21 protein-coding genes are annotated in these 20,111 nt (G+C 69.7%); 10 read left to right on the top strand and 11 right to left on the bottom strand.

The genetic code is table 11. The features are described from left to right. Positions 1-200, top strand: a 200-nt coding sequence (locus ACWD4B_RS30900) for a hypothetical protein (RefSeq protein WP_451423856.1), incomplete at its 5' end; no start/stop codon positions are given. 42 nt (positions 201-242) lie between these two features. On the opposite strand, the gene ACWD4B_RS30895 is transcribed toward ACWD4B_RS30900, so the two are convergent. Together ACWD4B_RS30895 and ACWD4B_RS30890 are read right to left on the bottom strand one after the other, a co-directional pair. Continuing rightward, entirely contained in the window at positions 243-863 is a 621-nt protein-coding gene (locus ACWD4B_RS30895) for a DsbA family protein (protein ID WP_451423855.1), read from the bottom strand. A 117-nt stretch (positions 864-980) separates the two neighbouring features. After that, the gene (locus tag ACWD4B_RS30890) at positions 981-1,466 is read right to left on the bottom strand and encodes a MarR family winged helix-turn-helix transcriptional regulator (protein WP_451423854.1); all 486 of its coding nucleotides are present in this window, start codon (positions 1,464-1,466) and stop codon (positions 981-983) included. A 99-nt stretch (positions 1,467-1,565) separates the two neighbouring features. Between ACWD4B_RS30890 and ACWD4B_RS30885 the strand changes: the two genes are divergently transcribed. Beyond that, the gene (locus ACWD4B_RS30885; RefSeq protein ID WP_451423853.1) at positions 1,566-2,210 is read left to right on the top strand and encodes an HD domain-containing protein; all 645 of its coding nucleotides are present in this window, start codon (positions 1,566-1,568) and stop codon (positions 2,208-2,210) included. Here ACWD4B_RS30885 and ACWD4B_RS30880 read toward each other — a convergent pair. Both ACWD4B_RS30880 and ACWD4B_RS30875 read right to left on the bottom strand, forming a co-directional pair. Further along, positions 2,128-4,668, bottom strand: coding sequence for a bifunctional lysylphosphatidylglycerol flippase/synthetase MprF (locus ACWD4B_RS30880; protein ID WP_451423852.1), 2,541 nt, complete (start codon positions 4,666-4,668; stop codon positions 2,128-2,130). The two genes, ACWD4B_RS30885 and ACWD4B_RS30880, sit on opposite strands and share 83 nt — an antisense overlap. Beyond that, entirely contained in the window at positions 4,665-5,990 is a 1,326-nt protein-coding gene (locus ACWD4B_RS30875; RefSeq protein WP_451423851.1) for an alpha/beta hydrolase, read from the bottom strand. The genes ACWD4B_RS30880 and ACWD4B_RS30875 overlap by 4 nt, the downstream gene beginning before the upstream one ends. Positions 5,991-6,119: 129 nt before the next feature. Here ACWD4B_RS30875 and ACWD4B_RS30870 point away from each other — a divergent pair, with 129 nt between their 5' ends. Continuing rightward, positions 6,120-8,276, top strand: a complete 2,157-nt coding sequence (locus tag ACWD4B_RS30870; RefSeq protein ID WP_451423850.1) for a hypothetical protein — start codon at positions 6,120-6,122, stop codon at positions 8,274-8,276. On the opposite strand, the gene ACWD4B_RS30865 is transcribed toward ACWD4B_RS30870, so the two are convergent. After that, positions 8,273-9,286 (bottom strand): TolB family protein, encoded by a 1,014-nt coding sequence (locus tag ACWD4B_RS30865; protein WP_451423849.1) that lies wholly within the window; start codon positions 9,284-9,286, stop codon positions 8,273-8,275. The genes ACWD4B_RS30870 and ACWD4B_RS30865 overlap by 4 nt on opposite strands. 202 nt (positions 9,287-9,488) lie before the next feature. Between ACWD4B_RS30865 and ACWD4B_RS30860 the strand changes: the two genes are divergently transcribed. Beyond that, positions 9,489-10,790: a phosphatase PAP2 family protein gene (locus ACWD4B_RS30860; RefSeq protein ID WP_451423858.1), complete on the top strand. Its 1,302-nt coding sequence runs from the start codon at positions 9,489-9,491 to the stop codon at positions 10,788-10,790. A 28-nt stretch (positions 10,791-10,818) separates the two neighbouring features. On the opposite strand, the gene ACWD4B_RS30855 is transcribed toward ACWD4B_RS30860, so the two are convergent. Next, complete coding sequence (locus ACWD4B_RS30855; protein ID WP_451423848.1) at positions 10,819-10,971, bottom strand: hypothetical protein; 153 nt, start codon at positions 10,969-10,971, stop codon at positions 10,819-10,821. 79 nt (positions 10,972-11,050) lie between these two features. Between ACWD4B_RS30855 and ACWD4B_RS30850 the strand changes: the two genes are divergently transcribed. Then, entirely contained in the window at positions 11,051-11,704 is a 654-nt protein-coding gene (locus ACWD4B_RS30850) for a TetR/AcrR family transcriptional regulator (protein WP_451423847.1), read from the top strand. Here the strand turns inward: ACWD4B_RS30850 and ACWD4B_RS30845 are convergent. After that, positions 11,692-12,609: an endo-beta-N-acetylglucosaminidase H gene (locus ACWD4B_RS30845; protein ID WP_451423846.1), complete on the bottom strand. Its 918-nt coding sequence runs from the start codon at positions 12,607-12,609 to the stop codon at positions 11,692-11,694. The genes ACWD4B_RS30850 and ACWD4B_RS30845 overlap by 13 nt on opposite strands. Before the next feature lie 176 nt (positions 12,610-12,785). On the opposite strand from ACWD4B_RS30845, the gene ACWD4B_RS30840 reads away from it, so the two are divergent. Beyond that, entirely contained in the window at positions 12,786-13,235 is a 450-nt protein-coding gene (locus ACWD4B_RS30840; RefSeq protein ID WP_451423845.1) for an RICIN domain-containing protein, read from the top strand. A 253-nt stretch (positions 13,236-13,488) separates the two neighbouring features. On the opposite strand, the gene ACWD4B_RS30835 is transcribed toward ACWD4B_RS30840, so the two are convergent. Both ACWD4B_RS30835 and ACWD4B_RS30830 read right to left on the bottom strand, forming a co-directional pair. Continuing rightward, the gene (locus tag ACWD4B_RS30835; protein ID WP_451423844.1) at positions 13,489-14,052 is read right to left on the bottom strand and encodes a GNAT family N-acetyltransferase; all 564 of its coding nucleotides are present in this window, start codon (positions 14,050-14,052) and stop codon (positions 13,489-13,491) included. Positions 14,053-14,098: 46 nt separating this feature from the next. Continuing rightward, positions 14,099-15,451 (bottom strand): transcriptional regulator, encoded by a 1,353-nt coding sequence (locus ACWD4B_RS30830; RefSeq protein ID WP_451423857.1) that lies wholly within the window; start codon positions 15,449-15,451, stop codon positions 14,099-14,101. 130 nt (positions 15,452-15,581) lie between these two features. Between ACWD4B_RS30830 and ACWD4B_RS30825 the strand changes: the two genes are divergently transcribed. From ACWD4B_RS30825 to ACWD4B_RS30815, 3 genes are read left to right on the top strand one after another with little or no spacing between them, the layout of a single operon-like run. Then, positions 15,582-15,785, top strand: coding sequence for a hypothetical protein (locus ACWD4B_RS30825; RefSeq protein ID WP_451423843.1), 204 nt, complete (start codon positions 15,582-15,584; stop codon positions 15,783-15,785). After that, complete coding sequence (locus tag ACWD4B_RS30820) at positions 15,782-16,321, top strand: DUF7848 domain-containing protein (RefSeq protein WP_451423842.1); 540 nt, start codon at positions 15,782-15,784, stop codon at positions 16,319-16,321. Before ACWD4B_RS30825 ends, ACWD4B_RS30820 begins: the two co-directional genes overlap by 4 nt. A 21-nt stretch (positions 16,322-16,342) precedes the next feature. After that, the gene (locus ACWD4B_RS30815) at positions 16,343-17,506 is read left to right on the top strand and encodes a methyltransferase domain-containing protein (protein WP_451423841.1); all 1,164 of its coding nucleotides are present in this window, start codon (positions 16,343-16,345) and stop codon (positions 17,504-17,506) included. 99 nt (positions 17,507-17,605) lie between these two features. On the opposite strand, the gene ACWD4B_RS30810 is transcribed toward ACWD4B_RS30815, so the two are convergent. Both ACWD4B_RS30810 and ACWD4B_RS30805 read right to left on the bottom strand, forming a co-directional pair. Beyond that, on the bottom strand, positions 17,606-18,802 hold the full coding sequence (locus ACWD4B_RS30810; RefSeq protein ID WP_451423840.1) for a hypothetical protein: 1,197 nt from the start codon (positions 18,800-18,802) through the stop codon (positions 17,606-17,608). Between the two features lie 18 nt (positions 18,803-18,820). Beyond that, entirely contained in the window at positions 18,821-19,615 is a 795-nt protein-coding gene (locus tag ACWD4B_RS30805; protein WP_451423839.1) for an alpha/beta fold hydrolase, read from the bottom strand. Between the two features lie 159 nt (positions 19,616-19,774). Here ACWD4B_RS30805 and ACWD4B_RS30800 point away from each other — a divergent pair. Continuing rightward, positions 19,775-20,111 (top strand): hypothetical protein (locus ACWD4B_RS30800; protein ID WP_451423838.1); only part of this gene is annotated, 337 nt, incomplete at its 3' end.

Here is a 20,111-nt window from a genome sequence, read left to right as displayed (position 1 = left end):
CCGCACCGATCGACGTCATCGAGGGCGACCAAGTGGCCAGGAAGATCTACGCTTGCGCCGAGTGCTGCGAGAAATACCGCCTCTTGCCACTGGGCAAGAGCGGCAGGCCGACATCGCCCAAGGTGCTCGGGCCCGTCAAGTCCGACCGGAGGCCGGGAAGCGCCTGCGGCGTTCCTGACGGAAGTCGCCGCCAGGAGTGACGTGCGGCTTTGCAGGGCCGCACGTCAACCTGTCCGGCCTGTTCAGACCGCCCCCAGCGCCCCCAGCCGCCGCTCGACCTCGTCGGCCCCCGCGTGCCCGACCGCCAGGACCGTCGCCCGGCCGGCGTCGTCGACGGCCAGCAGCGTCGGGAAGCCCTGTACCCCGAACTCCGCCGACCGCCGGAAGTCCCCGCGGGCGGCGGCCGCGGCCGCCGGTGCCTCGAAGGCGCGGGCCACCGCATCCGCGTCCAGCCCGGCCGCCTCCGCCACCTTCCGGTACGTCGCCGTGTCCGACAGGCTCAGCCCGTCCGCGTAGAACGCCTCCTGCAGGGCACCGGCCAGCTCAGCGGCCCGCTCCGGTGCGGCCTCCCGCAGCACCGCCATGCCGCGGGCCGCGGCCTCGGAGTCCATCACGAACGAGCCGTCCGCGATCAGGCGCTCGTACGCGGCGCCGAACTCCACGCCCGTCATCTCGGCGATCTTCGCGTTGGAGCCCTGGACGTAGCCGAACTCCCGGATCGGGACGCGGCGCGACCCGGTGAACAGGCCGCCCGAGACGACCTCCACGGGCAGGCCGGGGCGGCGGCGGGTGATCTCGTCCAGGGTCGGCGAGAACCCGTAGGACCAGCCGCAGTAGGCGTCGAAGACGTAGACGAGCTTCATGGGACGTTTCTCCAGGTCGTGCAGGCCGTGCGTCGGCAGTGCGTGTCGCTGTCGACACCCTCAACAGTATCTGACGCGTCAGGCATTCCCGTATCCCGAAAGCTCCCGGAAGCTCACTCACCGCAGTCGCGGCAGCGCATCCCGTGCCGCGTGGCTCAGGATCTTCAGGTCCTCCGCGAACCGCTCCCGGTGCTCGGCCGGCAGCGGGTCCACGAAGTGGCGCCGGATGTTCTCCACGTGCACCCGTGCCGCGCGCACGACCGTCTCCTCGCCCGCGGGCGTCAGCCGTACGATCCGCCCCCGGCGGTCGTCGGGGTCCGCGTCCCGGGCCACCAGCCCGGCCGCCTCCATCCTGTCCACCAGCCGGGTCACCCCGCCCGTGGTCAGCACGCGCTCCTGCGCGATGGCCCGCATCGGCAGCCCCGCGTCCCCCGCCCGTCCGAGGATCAGCAGCACCTCGAACATCAGGTGGCTGATGCCGCACTCCTCCTCGATCGCCCGCCCCAGGATGTACTCCAAGCGGTTCGCGGCTCCCTGCAGCCGTCCGAACGCCAGCACCAGCCCGTCGTTCGCCGCCTGCTCCGCCGTCGCGATCTCCGCCACCGGCCCTCGCCCCTTTCGCTGCACTTCGTGACGCCCGTGCGCCACCTGTGGAGCCTACGAGGCGAGGGGCCGCGGCGCCGAGCAGGCTAGGCTTCGGCGATGGCTCATCCCACCCCCGACGAGGCCCGGGCACTGCACGAGAAGTACGCGCCGACGCGCGAGGCCTTCGACCTCGTCCACGGGCACTGCGAGATCGTCGCAAAGATCGCCGAGCAGCTCCTGCCCCGCACAGGCGAGCGCCTCGACGCCGGGCTCGTGCGCGCCGGCGCCCTCCTCCACGACATCGGCGTCTACCGGCTCTACGACGGCGCCGGGCGGCTCGACCACCGCTCCTACATCCGTCACGGCGTCCTCGGCCACGAGATCCTCCGCGCCGAGGGGTTCCCCGAGCAGCTGTGCCGGTTCTGCTCCTGCCACACCGGCGTCGGCCTCACCGAGGACGACATCCGCAGGCAGCAGCTGCCGCTGCCTGTGGCCGACTACGTGGCCAGGACGCCGGAGGAGCAACTGGTGATGTACGCGGACAAGTTCCACTCCAAGAGCACGCCTCCGCGATTCCTGTCGGCCGCGGAGTACGCGGACCACGTGCAGCGCTTCGGGCAGGACAAGGTGGACGCCTTCCACGCCCTGCGGGCGCGGTTCGGGGAACCCGACCTCGGCATCACGACGAGAACTGCCGCATCAGCCGCACTCCCTGCGCCGCAGTCATGTGCGGCAGATACGCCTTCGCGATCGCGCGCGTGATCACCGCCAGCGCGGCGGGGTCCGGGTAGGCCATGTACATCGGCCGGTAGTGCGGCTGGAACTTCGCCTTGAAGTTGAGCAACGAGCGGAATCCGTAGACCGGTTCCAGCACCTTTCCCGCGAAATCCAGGACGCGTTGGAGGGCGGCCGGAGGTTCCTCCGTCGCCTTCCTCGCCAGCGGGGCTCCGGAGAGGCTGAGGAATCGTGCGCCCTCCTCCTGGAATCCCAGTGCGGCGGAGGCGATGAGGAATTCCATCGAGCCGCGGAATCCGCTCGCCCGGCGGCGCATGAAGTCCAGGGTCCAGCCCACCGGTTCGCCGTGCTCGTACACCGGCATCCAGCTGGTGATGCCGTGCACGGTGCGGTCGGCGTCGACGGCCAGCAGGCAGCGCACGGCCGGGTCGTCGAGTTCGTCGAGGCCTCCGAGGGTGAAGCCCATCTCGGGCAGGCCCTTGTCCGCGACCCACTCCTCGGAGATCGAGCGCACCTGGTCGGTGAGGGCGACGGGGGCGTCGCGGAAGGACCACCACTCGGCCGTGATGCCCTCCTTCTTGGCCTTGTTGAGGGCGGTGCGCACGTCCTGCCACTTCTTTCCGGTGAAGGCGAGGTCGGGCAGCGGCACCACGGTGTCCTCGGCGACCTGGACCGAGCGCCAGCCGAGCGCCTCCGCCGCCGCGCGGGTGTCGGGGCCGACGCTGTAGAAGCAGGGCGTCCAGCCGCGTTCGTCGCAGTACCGGGAGAAGCCGGCGACGGCGGCCGCGCGGGCGTCCGGGGCACCGAAGGGGTCGCCGGTGGTGAGGGCCACCGTGGAGATGACGCGGTAGGCGACGGCGGCCCGGCCGGGGGCGTCGAACCAGTAGTGGTTGCCGTCCCAGGTGGTGAGGAAGGAGAGGTTCGATCCGCCGTGGGCGGCGAGGAGTTCACGGGCCCGCACGGCGGCGTCGGCGTCGGTGTGCAGCCGCGGGCGGCGGAAGGTGACGAGCAGCGCGACGAGCGTGATCAGCCAGAAGAACAGTCCGCAGTAGCGGAAGAGGGCCTGCGCGGTGCCGCCGACCGGGACCGGTGAGGCGGTGAAGGCGTCCAGGAAGGCGGGCGGCAGGAACTCCGACACCAGCCCGCCGACGAGCAGTCCGGGCGTGGCGGGCGGGTCGAACTGGTCGCGCACGGCCCAGCCGATGCCCACGTACGCGGCGCAGGCCACCAGGAGCGCTCCCCCGACGACGGCCGCCAGGCCGCGCATGGCCGAGTGCGGCAGCCGCAGGTCGAAGCGGGCCCGGGTGAGGACGAGGAGCACCAGGACCAGGAAGGGCAGCAGCATCTGCTCGGCGAACGCCTGGACGAAGCCGGACTGTTCGGAGGGTGCCGCGCCCCAGGCCGTGGGGTGGCTGAGGAAGTCGTGCAGCCAGTAGGCGAACAGGGTCATCCAGAAGAGGTTGACGAGCACGGCCAGCCCCCAGGCGAGCCGCAGGCCGCGGCGCAGCCCCTCGGCGAGGACGAGCAGCAGCAGCGGTACGAGGGCGGACAGCACGATGGCCGGCGAGTCGTAGAAGTCCCGTACGGCGTGGACGGAATGGCAGTCCTGGGCGGAGGCGGCGCAGGCGTCGGCGATCTCCTGCGCGGTGGGCCGGACGGAGACGTAGAGGGCCTCGAAGGAGTTAAAGGGCCCGTAGGCGTCCTTGTAGAGGATGGCCACCATGGGGCCGATCGCGGAGGCGGCGACGACGAGGGCGACCAGTACCCGGGCCTCGGTGTGGGAGGAGTGCCGCAGGCGGATCGGCCAGGTGCGGTGGTAGAGCGCGGCACCGGCCAGCATGCCGACGAAGGCGCCGCACAGCCGCAGCACGCCCTGGAGGTGTCCCACGTACAGGGCCATCACGAGCGCGAACGCGGCGATGCCGAGCCGCATCCGGCGGCGCCAGAGCGCGGTGAGGCGGTAGCTGAGGACGGCGCCGGTGGCGAGGGCGCCGACGGTCGGGGAGACCGAGAGGTCGTCGGTGAGGCTGTCCAGCCACCACTCCCCCGCGAGGGAACCGGCCTTGACGATGCCGACGCCGAGCAGGGTGCCCAGGATCTGCCCGCCGAGCAGGGCGCCCGCGGTGCGGGCGACGCCGAGCCGGCGTTCGGAGGGGGTGACGGCCAGCAGCACCACGATCGTCGCGCCGATGTAGCCGCCGAGGCCGGGGCACCACAGCAGCGAGCTGGCCGGGGTCCACCAGCGGCCCTCGGCGAGCGAGGGCACGCCGACGCCGACCCGTTCCATGCGGTGCCGGCTGGGTCCGGTGCCGAGGCTGCCGGTGACGGCTCCGACGATCCACAGGACGGCGAGGAAGGCGAGTGTGAAGGGGGCGTGGCGGACGGGCACGAGCAGCCGGTCGAGGGTGGCGCGCCAGGGGTGGGTGCTGTCGCCGACGGTGGGTCCGGGGGGCGGTGCGGGTGCGGTGCCGCTCTCGGTGCTCATGGCAGGAGTCCCGTCTGCTGTGCCAGCCAGGGGAGTTGCCTCTCCAGCCCGGGGCGCCAGACCGCCCAGCTGTGGCCGCCGGGGAGCAGGACGAACTCGGCCTGCATGCCGGCCCGGACGGCGGCGTCGTACATCTTCTGCTGCTGGGGCCGGTAGGTGTGGTCGTCGGTGCCGGCGACGAAGGCGGCCTTGGTGTCGGGGAACCGCTGCCGGGCCATGACGTCGAGGGGGTTGACCCGCTGGAAGGCGGCGGCGTCCCCGCCGAAGGCCTTGTCGACGGTCTTCTGCCGGCTGCCGAGGGTGGGTTCGTCCTGGCCGGAGATGTCGTTGACGACGCCGTAGACCTGGGGGGCGTTGACGCCGAGCTGGATCGAGCAGGTGCCGCCGAAGGAGATGCCGGAGACGATCCAGGAGGTGCGGGGTGCGGCCACCTGGAGGTGGGAGCGGATCCAGTCGGGCACGTCCTCGGCGAGGTAGGTCTGGACGTTGCCCAACCGGGAGTCCAGGCACAGGGTGTTGGCGAACTGCGAGCCGAGCGGGTCCACGACGACGACCACGGGGGCGAGGCCGCGGTGGGCGGACTCGAAGGTGTTCATCATCTCGGCGAGCCGGCCGGAGTTGATCCATTCCTCGGGCCCGCCCGGCTGGCCCGCCATGAGGACGATCACGGGGAGCAGGGGGCGCGGGGTGCTGCGGTAGGCGGGCGGGAGGTAGATGTAGGCGTCGCGGGCCTTGAAGCCGGATTTGGTGCCGGGGATGGGCGAGGTGGAGAGCGTGCCGTCCTTGGGCATGCCCCCGGGCGGCCGCCAGACGTCGGCGGTCGTCCTGCCGGGCGGTACCTTCAGGGCCTCGGTGGTGCCGCCGGCCTCGCTGAGCCGGGTGGTCTTCAGCAGCCAGGTGTTCAGGGCGCTGCGGGTCGTCGGGTACTGGTCGAAGTGCTGGTTGATGCCCGAGGCGCCGAGGAGGACCACGAGGAGGCCGGCGAGGGCGGCGGGGAGCCAGTGGCGGGGGCGCAGCCGGGGTATCCGGAAGGCGGCCAGGCAGAGGCCGAGGACGGCGAGGCCGGCCCAGAGGACGACCGGGGTCGGCAGGGGGTCGGGGAAGGGCTGGATCCAGTCGTCGACGGCCGTGCGCAGCAGCCAGGTGAGCAGTGCGGCGAGCAGGACGGCCGCCGGGGCCCAGCGGGTGAGCCAGCGGCGCTGCCGGGAGAGGAGGAGGGCGGCCAGGGCGCAGCAGCCGAGGACGAGCAGGGCGGCCGGTATCCATCCGGTCACCAGCGACCAGTCCAGCGGGCCTGCCGCGCTCGGTATGTGTCGCACCACGCCAAAAGCCTATGGAAGCGGGCATTTCCGGCAACTCGACGACGAATGCGGGCGGTCTTGCCGGAAGCCCATGCTCCCGGCAGATTCCCTTGCAGCATCGCTGCTTCGCAGGATCAGGGAGGGGACGTCGTGGACGTGAACCGAAGACTGAGCCGAAGAGGGCTGTTACGGGCGGGGCTGGGGGTGGGCGGAGCCGCATGGGCGGGCCGGATGCTGCCGGGGCTGCCCGGCCCGGCGCCGGCCTCGCTGCCGCTGGACCGGGCGGCCTGGGCGGGACCGGCGGTGCGGGCGGGGGCCTTTCCGGACTGGAGCAGATTCGCCCGGCTGGCCGACGGCACCTTCGACGAGGACGCCGACCCCGTCCACGACATGCAGCCCGTGATCAACGCCCTCAAGGCGCAGAACGTCAGCGTGATCGAGCTCGACACGATCCTGTCGAACTGGATCACCGACGACGCCTTCGCCGTCCACATGGGCAAGGTGAAGAGCTTCGCGCAACTCGCGCACGCCGCCGGCATCCGGGTGGTCATGTACTACCCGTCCCTGGAAGTGATCAGCGTCGGCGGCGAGAACGGCCCGTCCTTCTACAAGACCGACCAGGGCAAGTCGTGGGTGCAGCTCTCCCCCGACGGTAAACCGAACGTCTTCTACGGCAGCCTGGTGGTGTGGGTGGACCCGGGCGACGAGAGCTGCTGGGTCAGCCCCGACTCCCCCTGGCGCGACTTCTATCTGGGCCGGATCAAGGCGCTGGCCGCCACCGGCGTCGACGCGATCTGGCCGGACGTCCCCATCTACTTCGACGGCGCGCTGAGCTGGTGCGACGCCTCCCCGTGGGCGGCGTCCGCGTTCAAGGCGGACACGGGCCTCGACATCCCCGGGAAGGCGGACTTCGCCGGCCTCCCCTTCCGCCGCTACGTCGAGTGGCGGCACCGCAATCTGCTGCAGTGGCAGCTCGACATCGCCGCCGCCGGGCGCTCGGCCAACCCCGATCTGCTCACCTTCGTCGAGACGGTGAGCATGGACTACCAGTACGCCACCCTGGTCGGCCTCGACGGCGCCTACCTGCGCAAGGCGGAGGGCGTCAGCCACGTGTGGGAGGTGGACATTCTCGGCAACTACGACGGGATGCGCCACTCCACCGCGTCCGACTGGACGTGCCTGATCTCCATGTACAAGTACGCGCGGGCCGCCAGCGGCACCAAGCCGGCCTGGGCGTTCTCCTACGGCTGGAAGGCCGACGACGCCTCGCTGGTGATGGCCGAGCTGCTGGCCGCGGGCTGCAACCCGTACGAGGTCAAGAGCCCGTTCAAGAACGACACCACGGACAAGGCGATGCGCACCCGGATGTACGCGTTCGTCGCCGCCAACCAGGAGAAGCTCTACAACGCCACCTCGTCGGCCGTCGTCGGCGTCTACCACTCCTCGGCCTCGCGCGACTTCGTCAGCCATGCCGAGGGCACCGGCATGTATGTCAACACCAAGACTCCGGCGGGGGTCAAGGACTGGTGGGCGACCGGCACCGCGCAGGAGAGCTGCGTCAAGCAGGAGTGGCTGGGCGAGTTCCGCGGCACGGTCAAGTCGCTGGTGTTCGCGCACATCCCGTTCAGCACGGTGCCCAGCCCGGGGCTCACCGCCGACGACCTGGCCGGGTTCCGCGTGCTGATGCTGCCGAACCTCCAGGCCGTCTCGGACGCCGAGGCCGGGGTGCTGCGCGGCTTCGTGGCGGGCGGCGGCACCGTCGTGATCACCGGCCCGGTGCCCACGGGTCTCGACGAACTGGGCTCGGTGCGCCAGGAGTTCGCGCTGGCGGACGTGCTCGGCTTCGGCAAGGCCGACCCGCTGCCGGACAGCCGGCAGAACCGCTTCGGCTCGGGCACGTGCTGGTACTTCAAGGATCTGCCGGGCCGCAGCTACCTGGGCAGGACGGACCGGGCGGTCGCGGACCGGCTGCTCGCCCCGGTGCGCGCGGCCGCACCGGCGGCGGTGACGCTGACCGGTGACGACCGGATCCACCTGGAGCTCGGCCGCCTCGGCGACGACACGATCGTCCAACTGGTCAACTTCACCTGCTTCGGCGACAGTCCGGCGGCCTTCCGCACCGTGCCGGCCACGTGCACGGTCGGGCTGCCGGTCCCGGCGGGCAAGCGGGTGCTGGCGGCCACCGTGAGCTCGCCGGACGGGAGTTCGCCCGCGCCGCAGCCGGTGCCCTGGCAGGTGACGGGCGACACGGTGTCGGTCACGCTGACGGTGGCGCAGTACGCGCTGCTGACGGTCACGATGAGCTAGACATCGGTGGGGGCGGGGACACGCCAGAGCGAGGACGGCCTGTCCTCGCCCCCCGGGTGCGACTCGAAGGCGATCCACCGCCCGTCGGGCGACCAACTGGGGGCGCCGTCGTAGGTGTTGCTGCTCCTGGTGACGCGGACGGGCCGGCCGCCGCTCGCCGGGATGACGAAGATCTGCGGCAGGTCGAGCCCGTCGGCGGTGGAGGAGAACACCACGGAGCGCCCGTCCGGCGACCAGCTGGGGTCGGTGTGCTCCCCGGGCGTCGTGGTGAGCCTGCGCAGCCCGCTCCCGTCCGCGTTCACGACGTACAGCGCCCAGGCCTCGCTGCCCGCCTCGCGGCGCTGGAAGACCAGGCGGTCACCGGCGGGCGACCAGTTGGGCTGCCGGTTGTCCGTACGGGTCCCGGGCCCGTCGATCAGCCGGGTGGCACCGGAGCCGTCGCGGCGCACCTTCCAGAGCGAGCCGAGCTCGGAACCGTCCGGGTGCTCGTTCTCGACGCTCTCCTGAAAGACGATCCACTGCCCGTCGGGCGAGAAGCTGGGCTCCAGGTAGCCGGTGTCGCCGCGGTGCCGGGTGACACGGGTCGGCCTGCCGCCGGGCTCCATGACCCAGACCTCGTCCTGCCCGGACCGGTCGGACGCGAAGGCGACACCGGACCGGGGGTGCCAGCTGGAACCGGGCAGATTCACGGCGGCCTTGTCGGGTTCGGAGAGCAGGGTACGGGGGTGCTGCTGCTCGTACTCATGCTCGTGCTCGCTGCCGAGCGGGACGATGCGGAGAGCGGCGGCGCCCTCGTTGTACCCGTCGCGGAAGAGGGTGAAGAGGACGGACTTGCCGTCCGGGGAGAAGGCGGGGTTCTGCGCGCTGGTGCGGCCGGAGGCGCGGTAGAGGATGCGGGCGCCGTCGGCACGGTCCTTGCTGTCGGGGGCGGGACTCCCACCGCCTCCCCCGCCGCAGGCGGTCAGGAGGAGCGCGGTGACGGCGGCGGCAGCGAGGAGGCGTAAGCGCACGGGGGCGACGGTAGTCGAGTCGACTGCGGGGGGACAGGGGGGTGTGCGTTGCGTGCCACCCGTGACCGGCGAAACCATCCACGCCCTCGGATGGCATGATCGGACTCTCGACCTGTCACCAACGTCTAACACATCGGCCAAACAATTGTCTTCGCGAATAAGCAGCAGAACTGAATTCGCCGCGTGGCGCCGGCCACGGGCGATCCTGTGGACCGCAGCGGGTGCGGTGACCCTCGGATTCCTCATCACGCTGGAAATCGTCGCGCGCCACTACGGCCTGCGGGGGCCGATCACCGAGCAGGTCCGCGAGGTGATATTCGCCCCCAAACCGGGGCCGCTGTACGGCGGTCTGGCGTTGACGATGGTGGTGCTCACCTGGCGGCAACGGTTCATCGCGGCCGGTGCCGCGATCGGCATCGACATCGTCTTCGTTCTGGTGCGGTGGGCGGTCGGCGCCGAGGTGCCCGAAGGGCATTTCTTCGGCAACGGCGCATTGTGGGTGATGCTGGGCTGTGCGGTGATCGCCGTCACGCGCCGCACCGGCCGGGAACGTGCCCTGCTGCTGAAGGGCGTCGGGCTGGGCCTGCTGCTGGTAACCGGCCGCAAGACCGGTGATACCTGGCTGCTCATCACGTCGAAGGCCCGCCCGACGGTGCTCGACCCGTACCTGGCTGCCGCCGATCATGCGCTGGGCAATCCGTCGTGGCTGGTCGGCCGGTTCCTCGACGCCACCGGTCCGGTCGGCATCCATCTTGTCCACGTGGTCTACGCCCAGCTGGCGGTGGCCGCGGTCGTCGTGGCGGCGTACCAGCTGCGCAATGTGGCGGTCGAGCGCCGGTTCCCGCGCCATCACCTGGTGCGCACCTTCCTGGTGATCGGCCTGCTCGGGCCGGCCATCTACATGATCTTCCCGGTGGTCGGACCGGTCTTCGCCTACGGCCCGGGCGCCTCCGGCACCGGCGGCGTGCAATGGGCGGTGGCCGACCTGTGGCCGCACACGCCGCCGCCGATCGCCGTTCCGCACCCGGTGCCGTACGACGCGATCACCCCGCGCAACTGCATGCCCAGCCTGCACACGGCGTGGGCCACCGCGATCTTCATCCATTCCCGCAAGGGCCCACGAGTGCTGCGCTACGCAGGGACGTTCTGGCTGATTGCCACGCTCACCGCAACACTGGGATTCGGCTACCACTACGGCGTGGATCTCGTTGCCGGCGCGGTGTTCGCGCTCACGATCGAGACGGCTCTGCGCTCGTTCGACCGCGGTTGGGACCGGTCGGGAATCCGGCTGGTTGCTTACGGCACAACGGTTTTCGCTGCGCTCTTGGCGGCATATCGCTATCTGCCGATGGAAATGGGCAGGAATCCCTGGGTGTTCGGACCGCTCCTCATTCTGGCGATTACCTCGGTGATTTACGGATACGTACGGACCACCAGCCTGTGGGACCCGAAAACCGCACCGGTACGGCAACCGAAATCGGAACCGCAGCCCGAACTGGTGTGAGCCATGGCATCCGAACTCAGGCCCCTGCTCAAGTCCTTTCGGCGGCGGCCTTGAGGTCGGCGAGCCAGGCGTCGAGACCCGGTGCGAGGTAGGTGGGGGAGGTGGCCGGGTCGGCCTCGATCTGCTTGCCGGTCCAGCTCTCCTCGGCGGTCACGTTCTGGTTGGCGGCGGTGGCGCTCAAGTGTGTGAGCCGCAATAGGGAAGGCGAGACCCTCTAGCTAGACTTCGGTGGTGTCACATCGGCCGGGAAGGGGCAACTGATGACGGACCCAGGCGGGCAGAGCCCACGGGAGCGCTACCGGAGTCAGGTACGCGCGGAGATCAAAGAGCACGCGTGGGAGCAGATCGCCACGGCGGGAGTGTCCGCACTGTCGCTCAACGCGATCGCCAAGCAGATGGGCATGAGCGGTCCCGCCCTGTACCGGTACTTCGCCGGCCGCGACGAGTTGATCACAGCACTCATCCGCGACGCCTACCGAAGCCTCGCCGACACCCTCCGGACGGCACACGACTCCGGCACCGACCTGTCCGGGCTGGCCGGCGTCATCCGGGAATGGGCCCGCAGCGACCCGCAGCGGTACTTCCTCATCTACGGCACACCCGTCCCCGGCTACCACGCACCCGACGACATCACCGCGATCGCGTCCGAGGTCATGACGGTGCTGCTCGAAGCCTGCGGTGCGCCGCCGTCAGCGGACGGGCCGGCAACGCCGTTCGACGCCCACCTGGAGAACCACCGCGAGTGGGCCGGCGACCATCCGGCGACAACCGCAACACTGCATCGCGCCCTGTCCTTCTGGACCCGCCTGCACGGTGTGCTGTCGCTCGAACTCGCCGGCCACTTCACCGGAATGGCATTCGACCCCGACCTGCTGATCACCGAGGAACTGAAGAGTCTGCGTCAAGGGGTGTAGACGGCGTCACTGCCGTACAGCTCCCTGGTGAAGCCGGAGATGTAGGCGTGCTGGTCGGAACCGTCCAGGTTGTAGGTGAGGTACACGCCATAACCTTCACTCTTGGTTCGCCTGGCAAAGTCGGCCGCCGTACTCGTGGGCGTAGCGCCGACCTCGACGGCTGCCGGTGACAGGCGCGACTTGGGCAGCGAGATGCCCGGAACCGTCCACTGCCCGTACCACGGGTTCCAGGCGTAGGTGAACTTCGACGAGATGTCCACGCCGCCGTAGGACAGCCTCTCCGCCGACGGACCGATGTCGTAAAGGGAGATGAGCTTGCTGGGCATGCGGTCACGCAACGCGGAGACCAGGTGGACGAAAGAGCTGTCGTTGGGCTGGCTCGTGCCGTTCTTCCCGTACTCGGCGTACTCGTCGTCGAAGTCAATGCCGTCCAGGCCGTACTTGCCGACGGCGTCGGACAACTGCTTGGCGAACGCCGATGCTGCGCCCTTGGAAGGGAAGTTGGCGAAGCCGGCACCCTGGTGGTTGCCGAGCACCGACAGCATGACCTTGATGCCCTTGGCCTGCAGAGGCCGGATCTGCGTCGCCGCGTTGTCGAGGACGCGCTGGACGTTCTCGTTGAAGTACAGGTAGGCCGACTTCTTGGCGGTGTCGTAGTTGATGTTGGCGGCGAAGACGACCGCGACGTCGAAGACGTTGCCGCCGCCCTTGGCCAGCGTGTACTTGCCGACGTTGAGCATGCTGTTGCTGTTCACCTCGATATAGGCCACCGAGGTCGGCCCCTTCTTCTTGGGGGGCGCTGCCGCTGCAGGGGTGGTTGCGGTCGCGCCGAACAGGAGTGCCGTAGCGGCCAGAGACGCAAGCACAGCCGTCCGGGTTCTGCCTCGACCCAGCGTGAAGGTCATTGACGGATCTCCCATCGATTGGGCGTCCAGAGAACATTCGTACCGACGCCTGCCCACACCGGCCCCAGACGTAAACCCGGTGCGCAGGTGGCTGATTCGGTACTACTGACGGAGGCGTTCGATCGCCACGCTGTGAGCGCCGTTTCCTCTCTAACGCTTCTGACCAGGAGGTCTGGATGAAACACCGCTATCTGCTGGTGACCGGAGCCGCGGCTGCCACCGCGGCCCTCACCGTGTTTGCACCGTCTGCCAGTGCCGGCGCCCCTTCGCCCATCCCTGGCATGTACCAGTACCAGAACGTCGCCACCGGCAAGTGTCTGGAAACCGACGGCAGTTCGGTGTATCCGCAGGACTGCAACAGCACCAGCTACAACCAGCGCTGGGTGGCCACCGGCACCGGGTCGGTCCAGCTGCGCAACGTTGCCACCAACAAGTGCCTCGGCATCAAGGGTCCTTCGGTGCTCCCGCAGGACTGCGGCAGCGGCCATCAGAACTGGACGCTCAACGGCGCCAACCCGTACCAGTTGACGAACATCGCCACCGGAAAGTGCGTGGGTACCGATGGCTCGTCGGTGTACGCACAGGACTGCACCGGCGGTGACGACCAGAACTGGAAGCGCATGTGACGCCCGGCTGACGCCGGTGGCCGGGCGGCCACCCACTCCTCGGCCCGGCCACCGGTCCGGCAGAGCCATCGCCGCGGAAGCCTATATTCGAGGTTTCCGCTGCCGGAAGGACCGGTTGCGGTGATTGATGGACGAAGTACCGGGAGAAAAGGGATAAAAGTCAGGGTCCTTGAGCTTCCGGCAGCAGAAACCCCGATCGGGCGGCATCACTGGGCTGATCCCTCAGCCGGCCGGGGAGCAGCTCACGTTGACGTCATCCGGTTTCACCCAGGCGACGGACCATGGCGGTCATGAGCGGTGCGTCGTCAAATGGCTGTGTACGGCCGACGTCTCGGTATCCCCAGGATTCGTACAGCTCCTGGACTTTGGGGTGTGCGCTGTCGACGAGGAGGGTGGCACGTTCCTCCGGCCGACCAGTGAGCAACTCCTGGTGCAGACGGGAGGCGGTTCCCGTCTTGCGCCACTGGGGGCGGACCATGACTTCGGAGACGGCGAACGTGCGGCGGCCGTCTTCCCAGGTGAACACGGGGTCGTCGAGCCCCTCGACCTTGGACCACCACAGCGAGCCCGCGGGGAGCGGGGCGCCGTAGGCAAAGCCCATTGCCTGGTCGCCGTCGTAGCCGAGGACGCAGGCCCATCGCGGCATCTGCGACCACCGGTCGACGAACGTGGCGAACCGTTCCCGGCCGGTGAACTCGCCCCGGCCGGGCCCCGCATAGCAGTCGTCATGCACGTCGAGCAGCAGCGTGCGCAGTTCGGTGGCGTGGGTGCGGTCGTAGCGGCGCAGGAGCACGGTCAAGGGGATCGGTCCCTTCATGCGGTGGCGGTGCGGGGGCGGTCCTTGCCGGGTGGCACGGTGAGCACTAGGCCGCCTGGAGGACCCGGGCCCGCTCCGTGAAGTCGGCCACCAGTGGGTGCTTGCCGAAGGGGATCATGCGCCGCTGCAGATCCTGGACCGCCTCCACGCTGCGGGACGACTTCACCCGGCGGGCGAGGTCCAGCGTGCGGACTCCCGCCGCGTGGGCTGCTTCGAGGTCGCGGCGCTGCAAGTGGGTGACGGCGAGGGCAGCTTGGGACATGGCTCCACGGCGGGCCCGGTTCTGCTTGCGGGCGTGCGCGATCGATGCGCGGGCGTGTTCCTCGGCATGGTCCGGCTGGTCGATGTCTCGGAAGGCGTTGGCCCACTCGCCGCCGAGGTATGCGGGGTCGATGAACTTGGCCCACTCGGGTTCATTGGCCGTGTCCACCTCGGCGAAGCGCCGTTCTGCCTGGTTGATGGCATGCACGGTGGCCTTCTTGTCGCCGAGAACGGCATGAGCCCTGGCTTCGAGCGTCCACAAGTCGGCGAGGCAGGCTGGCGAGTTGGCGTGAGTGAGCCCCTGGCGACCGGCTTGGGCGAGGCGCCTTCCCTCATCGGGGTGACCGAGCAGCGTCGCCTGATCCGCCATGCCCGCAAGGACGTGCGCGCCGAGCGCCGGGTCCTTGGACTCTTCGGCGAGGCGAAGAGCCTGGATCAAGTACCGTTGTGCTGTGCCGTGTTCACCGGAGTCGAAGGCCATCCAGCCGAGCAGGTAGGTCTGCTCGGCAGCAGCTGAGCAGAGCGCATGCCGCACTTCCTCGGTGTGGGTCCGGCGCAGCAACGGGTACACGTGCTGATTCATGTAGGCCGCGAGCGCGAGCCGACCGCTCCCGCCTCCCTGGAAGATGTCCATTTCCTGGAACGCGCCGAACATGTTCTTCACGGCTGTCACGTCTTCGAGCCGGACTTGCCGACCGGGATCGGGCTGCTGATCAAGGGTGTTGAGGAGCCAGTCACGGGACGGCCCTACTGCTGCGACCGCCGCGAAGGGTGCCCCCGCGAGGAAACTCCGCCTGTCCACGTCCGCTCTCCCTAGCTCTGTGACAGCTTCGACCGTCACGGCCCACGATGGGCTGTAGACGAGCGCCCGGTCAATGTCCGGCGACTCGCCCAGGCCGAGGTCGTAGGTCGTGACCCGGTATCCGAAGCGCGCCGAGAAGAGGTCGGCGAGGATGGCCGGCACGGGGTGCCGGGGCACCTCGCCGAGGGTCACCCAGCGCCGGACGCTCGAGGTGTCGGAGGACACGTGGGGGTGCCCCCACTCTGCCGCGCGGGATCGAACCTGGCGGGCGAGTTCACCGTTCGACCACCCCGAACGACCGATCCAGTCGGCGAGCTTCGTGTTCGAATTCTTCACTGCGACCGTCCAAAAGATCGACAGGTGTGGTGGATTCACCACGGTTCACCACTACTCCGGAAGCTACCCGCTGAGGGGCTTCAGATGTTGGCTGTGCATGCAGCAGGAAGCAAACGCGGAGGCTGACGATATGAGCAGCGGTCGGTACGCGGTGGACACCCGGACGAACAGGCTCGGGGAGCGCATGGGCATTGAGGGCCCGTACGTACAGCTGCGGCCGGTCGGCGGCGGAAGGGAGTGGGACTGCCCGCCGGACGAGCTGCGTGAGGCCACGGAGGACGAGTTGAAAAAGGCGGCGGTCCTGGGCACCCCGGTGGGTGGACGGAAGACGTGAGCACCCGAAGCGTGATCAGGTACGTGAAGCACGTCATCCGTACGCACCCGAAGAGCGAGGTCACCGTGACGGCCTGCTGCCTCAACGACGCTTGCGGGTGGACGTTGATCCCCACGTCGGACCTGGAAGCGGCCGACAAGGAAATGATGGCCCACACGGGAAGAGAAGGACAGGGTCACCGCACGTTCGCCCGGACCTTCGAGGACGTGGCCCTTGTGAGCCGCCAGGAGCTGAACGAAGGGCAGCAGGAAGTTCCGCCGCTTCCGGTGCCCGACGAGGAGCCGCAGCAAGAGCGCGCGGCCCACCGAGCCCTCGCCCAGACGCGCCCCCGTGAAGCGGAGACGGCCGGGCGGGTTGCACAGTCCATCAACCCAACTACGAAGGAGCGAATCATGGGAAAGCGTGGCGGAGGTTCCGGAGACGGACAGGGCGGAAGCCAGCAGGACGACAGCAACAGCGGCGCCAAGCACGGTGGCGGCGGCTCGGACGAGGGTGGCAACACCTCTGACGGCTCCGGCCCCGCAACAGGTGAGTAGGCGGCACAGGTGACTGGACGCATGGAGGAGGCGGGCCCTGCGAGGCTCGCCTCTGCGCTCTTGGAAGCGGGCGCGCTGACTTCTGACTGGCTGCCGACGTTCCGGGCAGTCCCCCGAGAGCTCTTCGTCCCGGACCGGATCTGGCCCGGCATCGCGGACGGCACCCGACAGACAGCGCTGGTCGACCGGGCCCAGGACCCGGAAGCCTGGTTCGAGGCGGTCTACTCCGATATACCGCTCACGACACAGTGGGACGACGGCCGGCACACCGGGGACGGCCTGGGGACCACGCCGACGAGTTCCAATTCCATGCCGCGCATGGTCTTCTCCATGCTGGCCGACCTGGACGTGCGGGATGGACAGTGTGTCCTCGAGATCGGCACCGGAACGGGCTGGAACGCCGGGCTTCTCGCACACCGGCTCGGAAGTGCGCACGTGGTCAGCGTCGAGTTCGACGCTGACGTGTCCGAGGACGCGATGGAGAACCTTCGGTGCGCTGGTCTGTCACCCCTGGTCCTTGCAGGAGACGGCCGCTTGGGGTGTGCCGGCCGTGCCCCGTTCGATCGGGTCATCGCCACGTGCTCGATCGGGGAAGTGCCGCGGGCATGGATCGAGCAGACCCGGCCCGGCGGGGTGGTCGTCGCCCCGTGGGGGACGGCGTACGGGGGCGAGTACATCGTGCACCTGGCCGTCGGCAACGACGGAACGGCTCAAGGCCCTTTCACCCGCTCCAGTGCCTTCATGCGACTGCGACAGCAACGCACGGAGCGTCCACCGTTCAATGCCTACCTCAAGGGCCAGGAGTGGCCCGCGAACGGCACCAGGAGCACAACATTGCTCTCCCCCGCTGATATTGGGGGCTGGCTCGAACAGTTTGTGATCGGTTTGCAGGTGCCTGGCGCCTTCTGGCGTGCCGAGCGGTACAGCGACGGCGCGTACACGCTGTGGACGTACAGCACCGACACCCAGTCGTGGGCGTCAGCGGACTACGAACCGGGGACGAGAGAGTACATCGTGGTCCAGTCCGGCCCGCGCCGCCTGTGGGACGAGACGGAAGCGGCCTACCGGTGGTGGAGGAAGAACGACTGCCCCGGCTTCAACCGCTTCGGGCTCACCGTGGACGGAGACGGCGAACGGGTCTGGCTCGACTCTCCGGACAATCCGGTACCGCGCGCGAACGTGTAGCCCGCTCCTCATAGGTGTGTCGGAGCAGCAGCGTACGCAGTTCTGTGGCATGGGTGCGGTCGTAACGGCACAGAAGCACGGTCAAGGTGATCGGTCCCCTCATGAGGTGGCGGTGCGGGAGCGGCCCTCCGCGAGGATCGCCGCGATCACCGACGCGGCAGGCGGCCCGTCGAGGACGCGGCGTAGTTCCGCCACTCCCCCGCACCGCTCTTCCGGCGTGAGGGCGAGGTACCGCTCGATGCGCTCGTTGAACGTGCCGCGGAAGCGCGCGTAAAGGGCGTCGTCCTCGACGATCCGGCCCGCTGCGGCCATGAGGGTCTCGGTGCCGGCATAGTCGTCCTCCGGCGGCGCGTATCCGGGCAGGACGTCCGCGAAGCGGGCGGCCAAGCGGCCGAAGAGGGTGTCCGCGAGGTTTCGGACGGTGTACGTGTGCGCGTAGTGCTGTTCGGGGAGCGCCAGGGGCAACCGGCCCAGGAGCGTGGCCTCGTGGAGTGCCGACAGGCCCGGGGCGAGCAGGGAGTGCGGGGTTCGCGCCACGTGTCGCAGCAGCTCGCGCTGGGGCAGGAAGCGGCGGTCGACCCGTTGTCCCGATGTCGTCCGGTGCGTGCCGCCGCGGCGTCCCGCGTACGGGCCGCCGCAGACCAGGACTCGGGTGAACCGGGGCCAGTCGGCCAGGAGATCGGGAATCCAGCGGTCGACGAGCCGTAGGTAGTGGTCGTTGGCCTCGAAGTCCAGGAGGAAGTTCTTGAAGCCGCCGATGTTGATGAGCAAGTCGTAGTCCGGCTCGCCGTCCTTCGCCTCACGCAGGCCTTCCAGGTCGACGAGCGGGCCGGTCAGATGCATCGAGCAGTCCGCGAATTCCGCCAGACGCCGTGACGTACCGGGGAAGTTCTGCACCACACTGTGGTCGGCCAACAGGTGGGCAGCGAGGACGCGTTCGTGGGGCGTGAGGCCCGCCAGGGAGGTACGGGGTACGGTCGCACACAGCTCGCGAATCCGCGTCAGCGGCTGCCGGTGCTGCCAGAAGCCGAACAGGCAGTCCACCAGGACCACCGGGCGGCGCGCCACAACGGCGCGCAGGACGAGGTCGGCGTCCATCACGGAGACGATCCGGTCGCTTTCCTCCAGCAACCGGTCGACGAGCACATCGTGAATGCCGTCGAAGGCACCCGCGTTGCGGCGGGCGAACGCCGCTGCCACACCGTCCCCCACGAACACCCGCTCGTGCCCGGGAAGCAGCCGGGAGACCGCGACGAGCACCGACGCCGGGCCGAAGCCGCAGTTCTGAGCACCCATCAGAATGCGCATGACAGGTCAGCCGGCCAGGATGCCCGCGAGCTGTGCGGCGAAGGCGGCGGGGTGCTTCGCGTAACCCACGTGCCCGCCGGGGAACTCCGCCGGTTCCCGGCCGAGTCGCCGTGCCAGGACGGCCACCGGCCGGTGCACGTCGTGGGTGCGCGAATCCCGTCCGCCGGCCAGAACGATACGGTCCGCCACGGCCGCCAGCGCAGCGACGTCGGGCGCACAGCGGCTGGACGGCAGCATCACATGGGAGAGGAAGAACCGGCTGTTGTCGGCCGCTTCGGGGAGTTGCGGGGCAGGTCGGCCGCCGAAGATGGCCCCCAGTCTGTCCATGGCCGCCGGTACGCCCTCCCTGCGGTACGTGGCGTACACCTCGTCGAAGAACGCGGCGTACCGTGCCGCGTCCGGCAACAGCCCCATGGCGGGCGGCTCATGGGCGACGGCCAGCCGGACCCTGCGCGGATCGCGGACCGCGAGCTCCAGGGCGACCAGCCCGCCCGCGCAGCTGCCGAACACGTGCACCGGCTCACCCGACCCGTCCATGTGGTCGAGCAGCCGCGACGCGTCGTCGGTCTGAGTGGCGAGCCACAGCTCCGGCGGCGGTCCTTCGAGGATGCTGCGGGAGATGCCCCGCGGGTCGTAGGTGACGACGCGGTGGTCGGCGGCGAGTTCGTCGGCCAGGTCCCGGAAGACCTCGGCGTCGGAGGCGCCGCCGGGGACGAGCAGCAACAGCGGCCCGGCGCCGCGCACTTCGAAGTACAGACGTGCGCCCGGCACGGCCAGCGTGCCGCTCTCCAGCGTGTCCATCGCACGAGGCTACGCACGGGACGGCCCGCGCCGGTAGGCGTGCGCACCGGGTTGCGCGCGGTGCTCCGGGACCGGCGCGCCTGTCATCGCTCCGGCGCGCTGGTCTCCATGCCGTGCGGGCGGGGCATGAACCGTCCTATGTCACTCAGTTCACTCGGCGTGAAGAGAGCAGCTGTGTCGGTCGCCCTGGCGTTCGGCACGACGATGGCGGCGGCCGTACCGGCATCCGCCCATCCCGGGGACTCCGGGCCGGTACTGTGCCACGGCACTGAGTCCGTCAGTTACCAGCCGGGAGTCACCCTCCAGGCGCGACCCGTCCACGTTACGGTCAAAGGGGTTTTCGCCTCCTGCACCGGCGGCGACGGCACAGTGAAGAGCGGTGACTACCACGACGAGTTCACGGTCGTCACGGGCTGCGTCAACCCCATCGAAAGCTTCGAGGCCAGCCGGAAGTACGTCTGGAACACGGGTGACTCCAGCACCGCCGACATCGCCG

It is taken from the genome of Streptomyces sp. NPDC002536 (genome assembly GCF_053594995.1).
Note: the sequence above shows the minus strand (reverse complement) of the source record. Positions and strands in the feature narration are given on the sequence as shown.

What these genes read in the sequence shown, in the direction of transcription:
- ACWD4B_RS30895 (WP_451423855.1), bottom strand. Translation starts at nt 863, where the DNA reads ATGAAGCTCGTCTACGTCTTCGACGCCTACTGCGGCTGGTCCTACGGG.
- ACWD4B_RS30885 (WP_451423853.1), top strand. Translation starts at nt 1,566, where the DNA reads ATGGCTCATCCCACCCCCGACGAGGCCCGGGCACTGCACGAGAAGTAC.
- ACWD4B_RS30880 (WP_451423852.1), bottom strand. Translation starts at nt 4,668, where the DNA reads ATGAGCACCGAGAGCGGCACCGCACCCGCACCGCCCCCCGGACCCACC.
- ACWD4B_RS30850 (WP_451423847.1), top strand. Translation starts at nt 11,051, where the DNA reads ATGACGGACCCAGGCGGGCAGAGCCCACGGGAGCGCTACCGGAGTCAG.
- ACWD4B_RS30845 (WP_451423846.1), bottom strand. Translation starts at nt 12,609, where the DNA reads ATGACCTTCACGCTGGGTCGAGGCAGAACCCGGACGGCTGTGCTTGCG.
- ACWD4B_RS30840 (WP_451423845.1), top strand. Translation starts at nt 12,786, where the DNA reads ATGAAACACCGCTATCTGCTGGTGACCGGAGCCGCGGCTGCCACCGCG.
- ACWD4B_RS30835 (WP_451423844.1), bottom strand. Translation starts at nt 14,052, where the DNA reads ATGAAGGGACCGATCCCCTTGACCGTGCTCCTGCGCCGCTACGACCGC.
- ACWD4B_RS30825 (WP_451423843.1), top strand. Translation starts at nt 15,582, where the DNA reads ATGAGCAGCGGTCGGTACGCGGTGGACACCCGGACGAACAGGCTCGGG.
- ACWD4B_RS30815 (WP_451423841.1), top strand. Translation starts at nt 16,343, where the DNA reads ATGGAGGAGGCGGGCCCTGCGAGGCTCGCCTCTGCGCTCTTGGAAGCG.
- ACWD4B_RS30810 (WP_451423840.1), bottom strand. Translation starts at nt 18,802, where the DNA reads ATGGGTGCTCAGAACTGCGGCTTCGGCCCGGCGTCGGTGCTCGTCGCG.
- ACWD4B_RS30805 (WP_451423839.1), bottom strand. Translation starts at nt 19,615, where the DNA reads ATGGACACGCTGGAGAGCGGCACGCTGGCCGTGCCGGGCGCACGTCTG.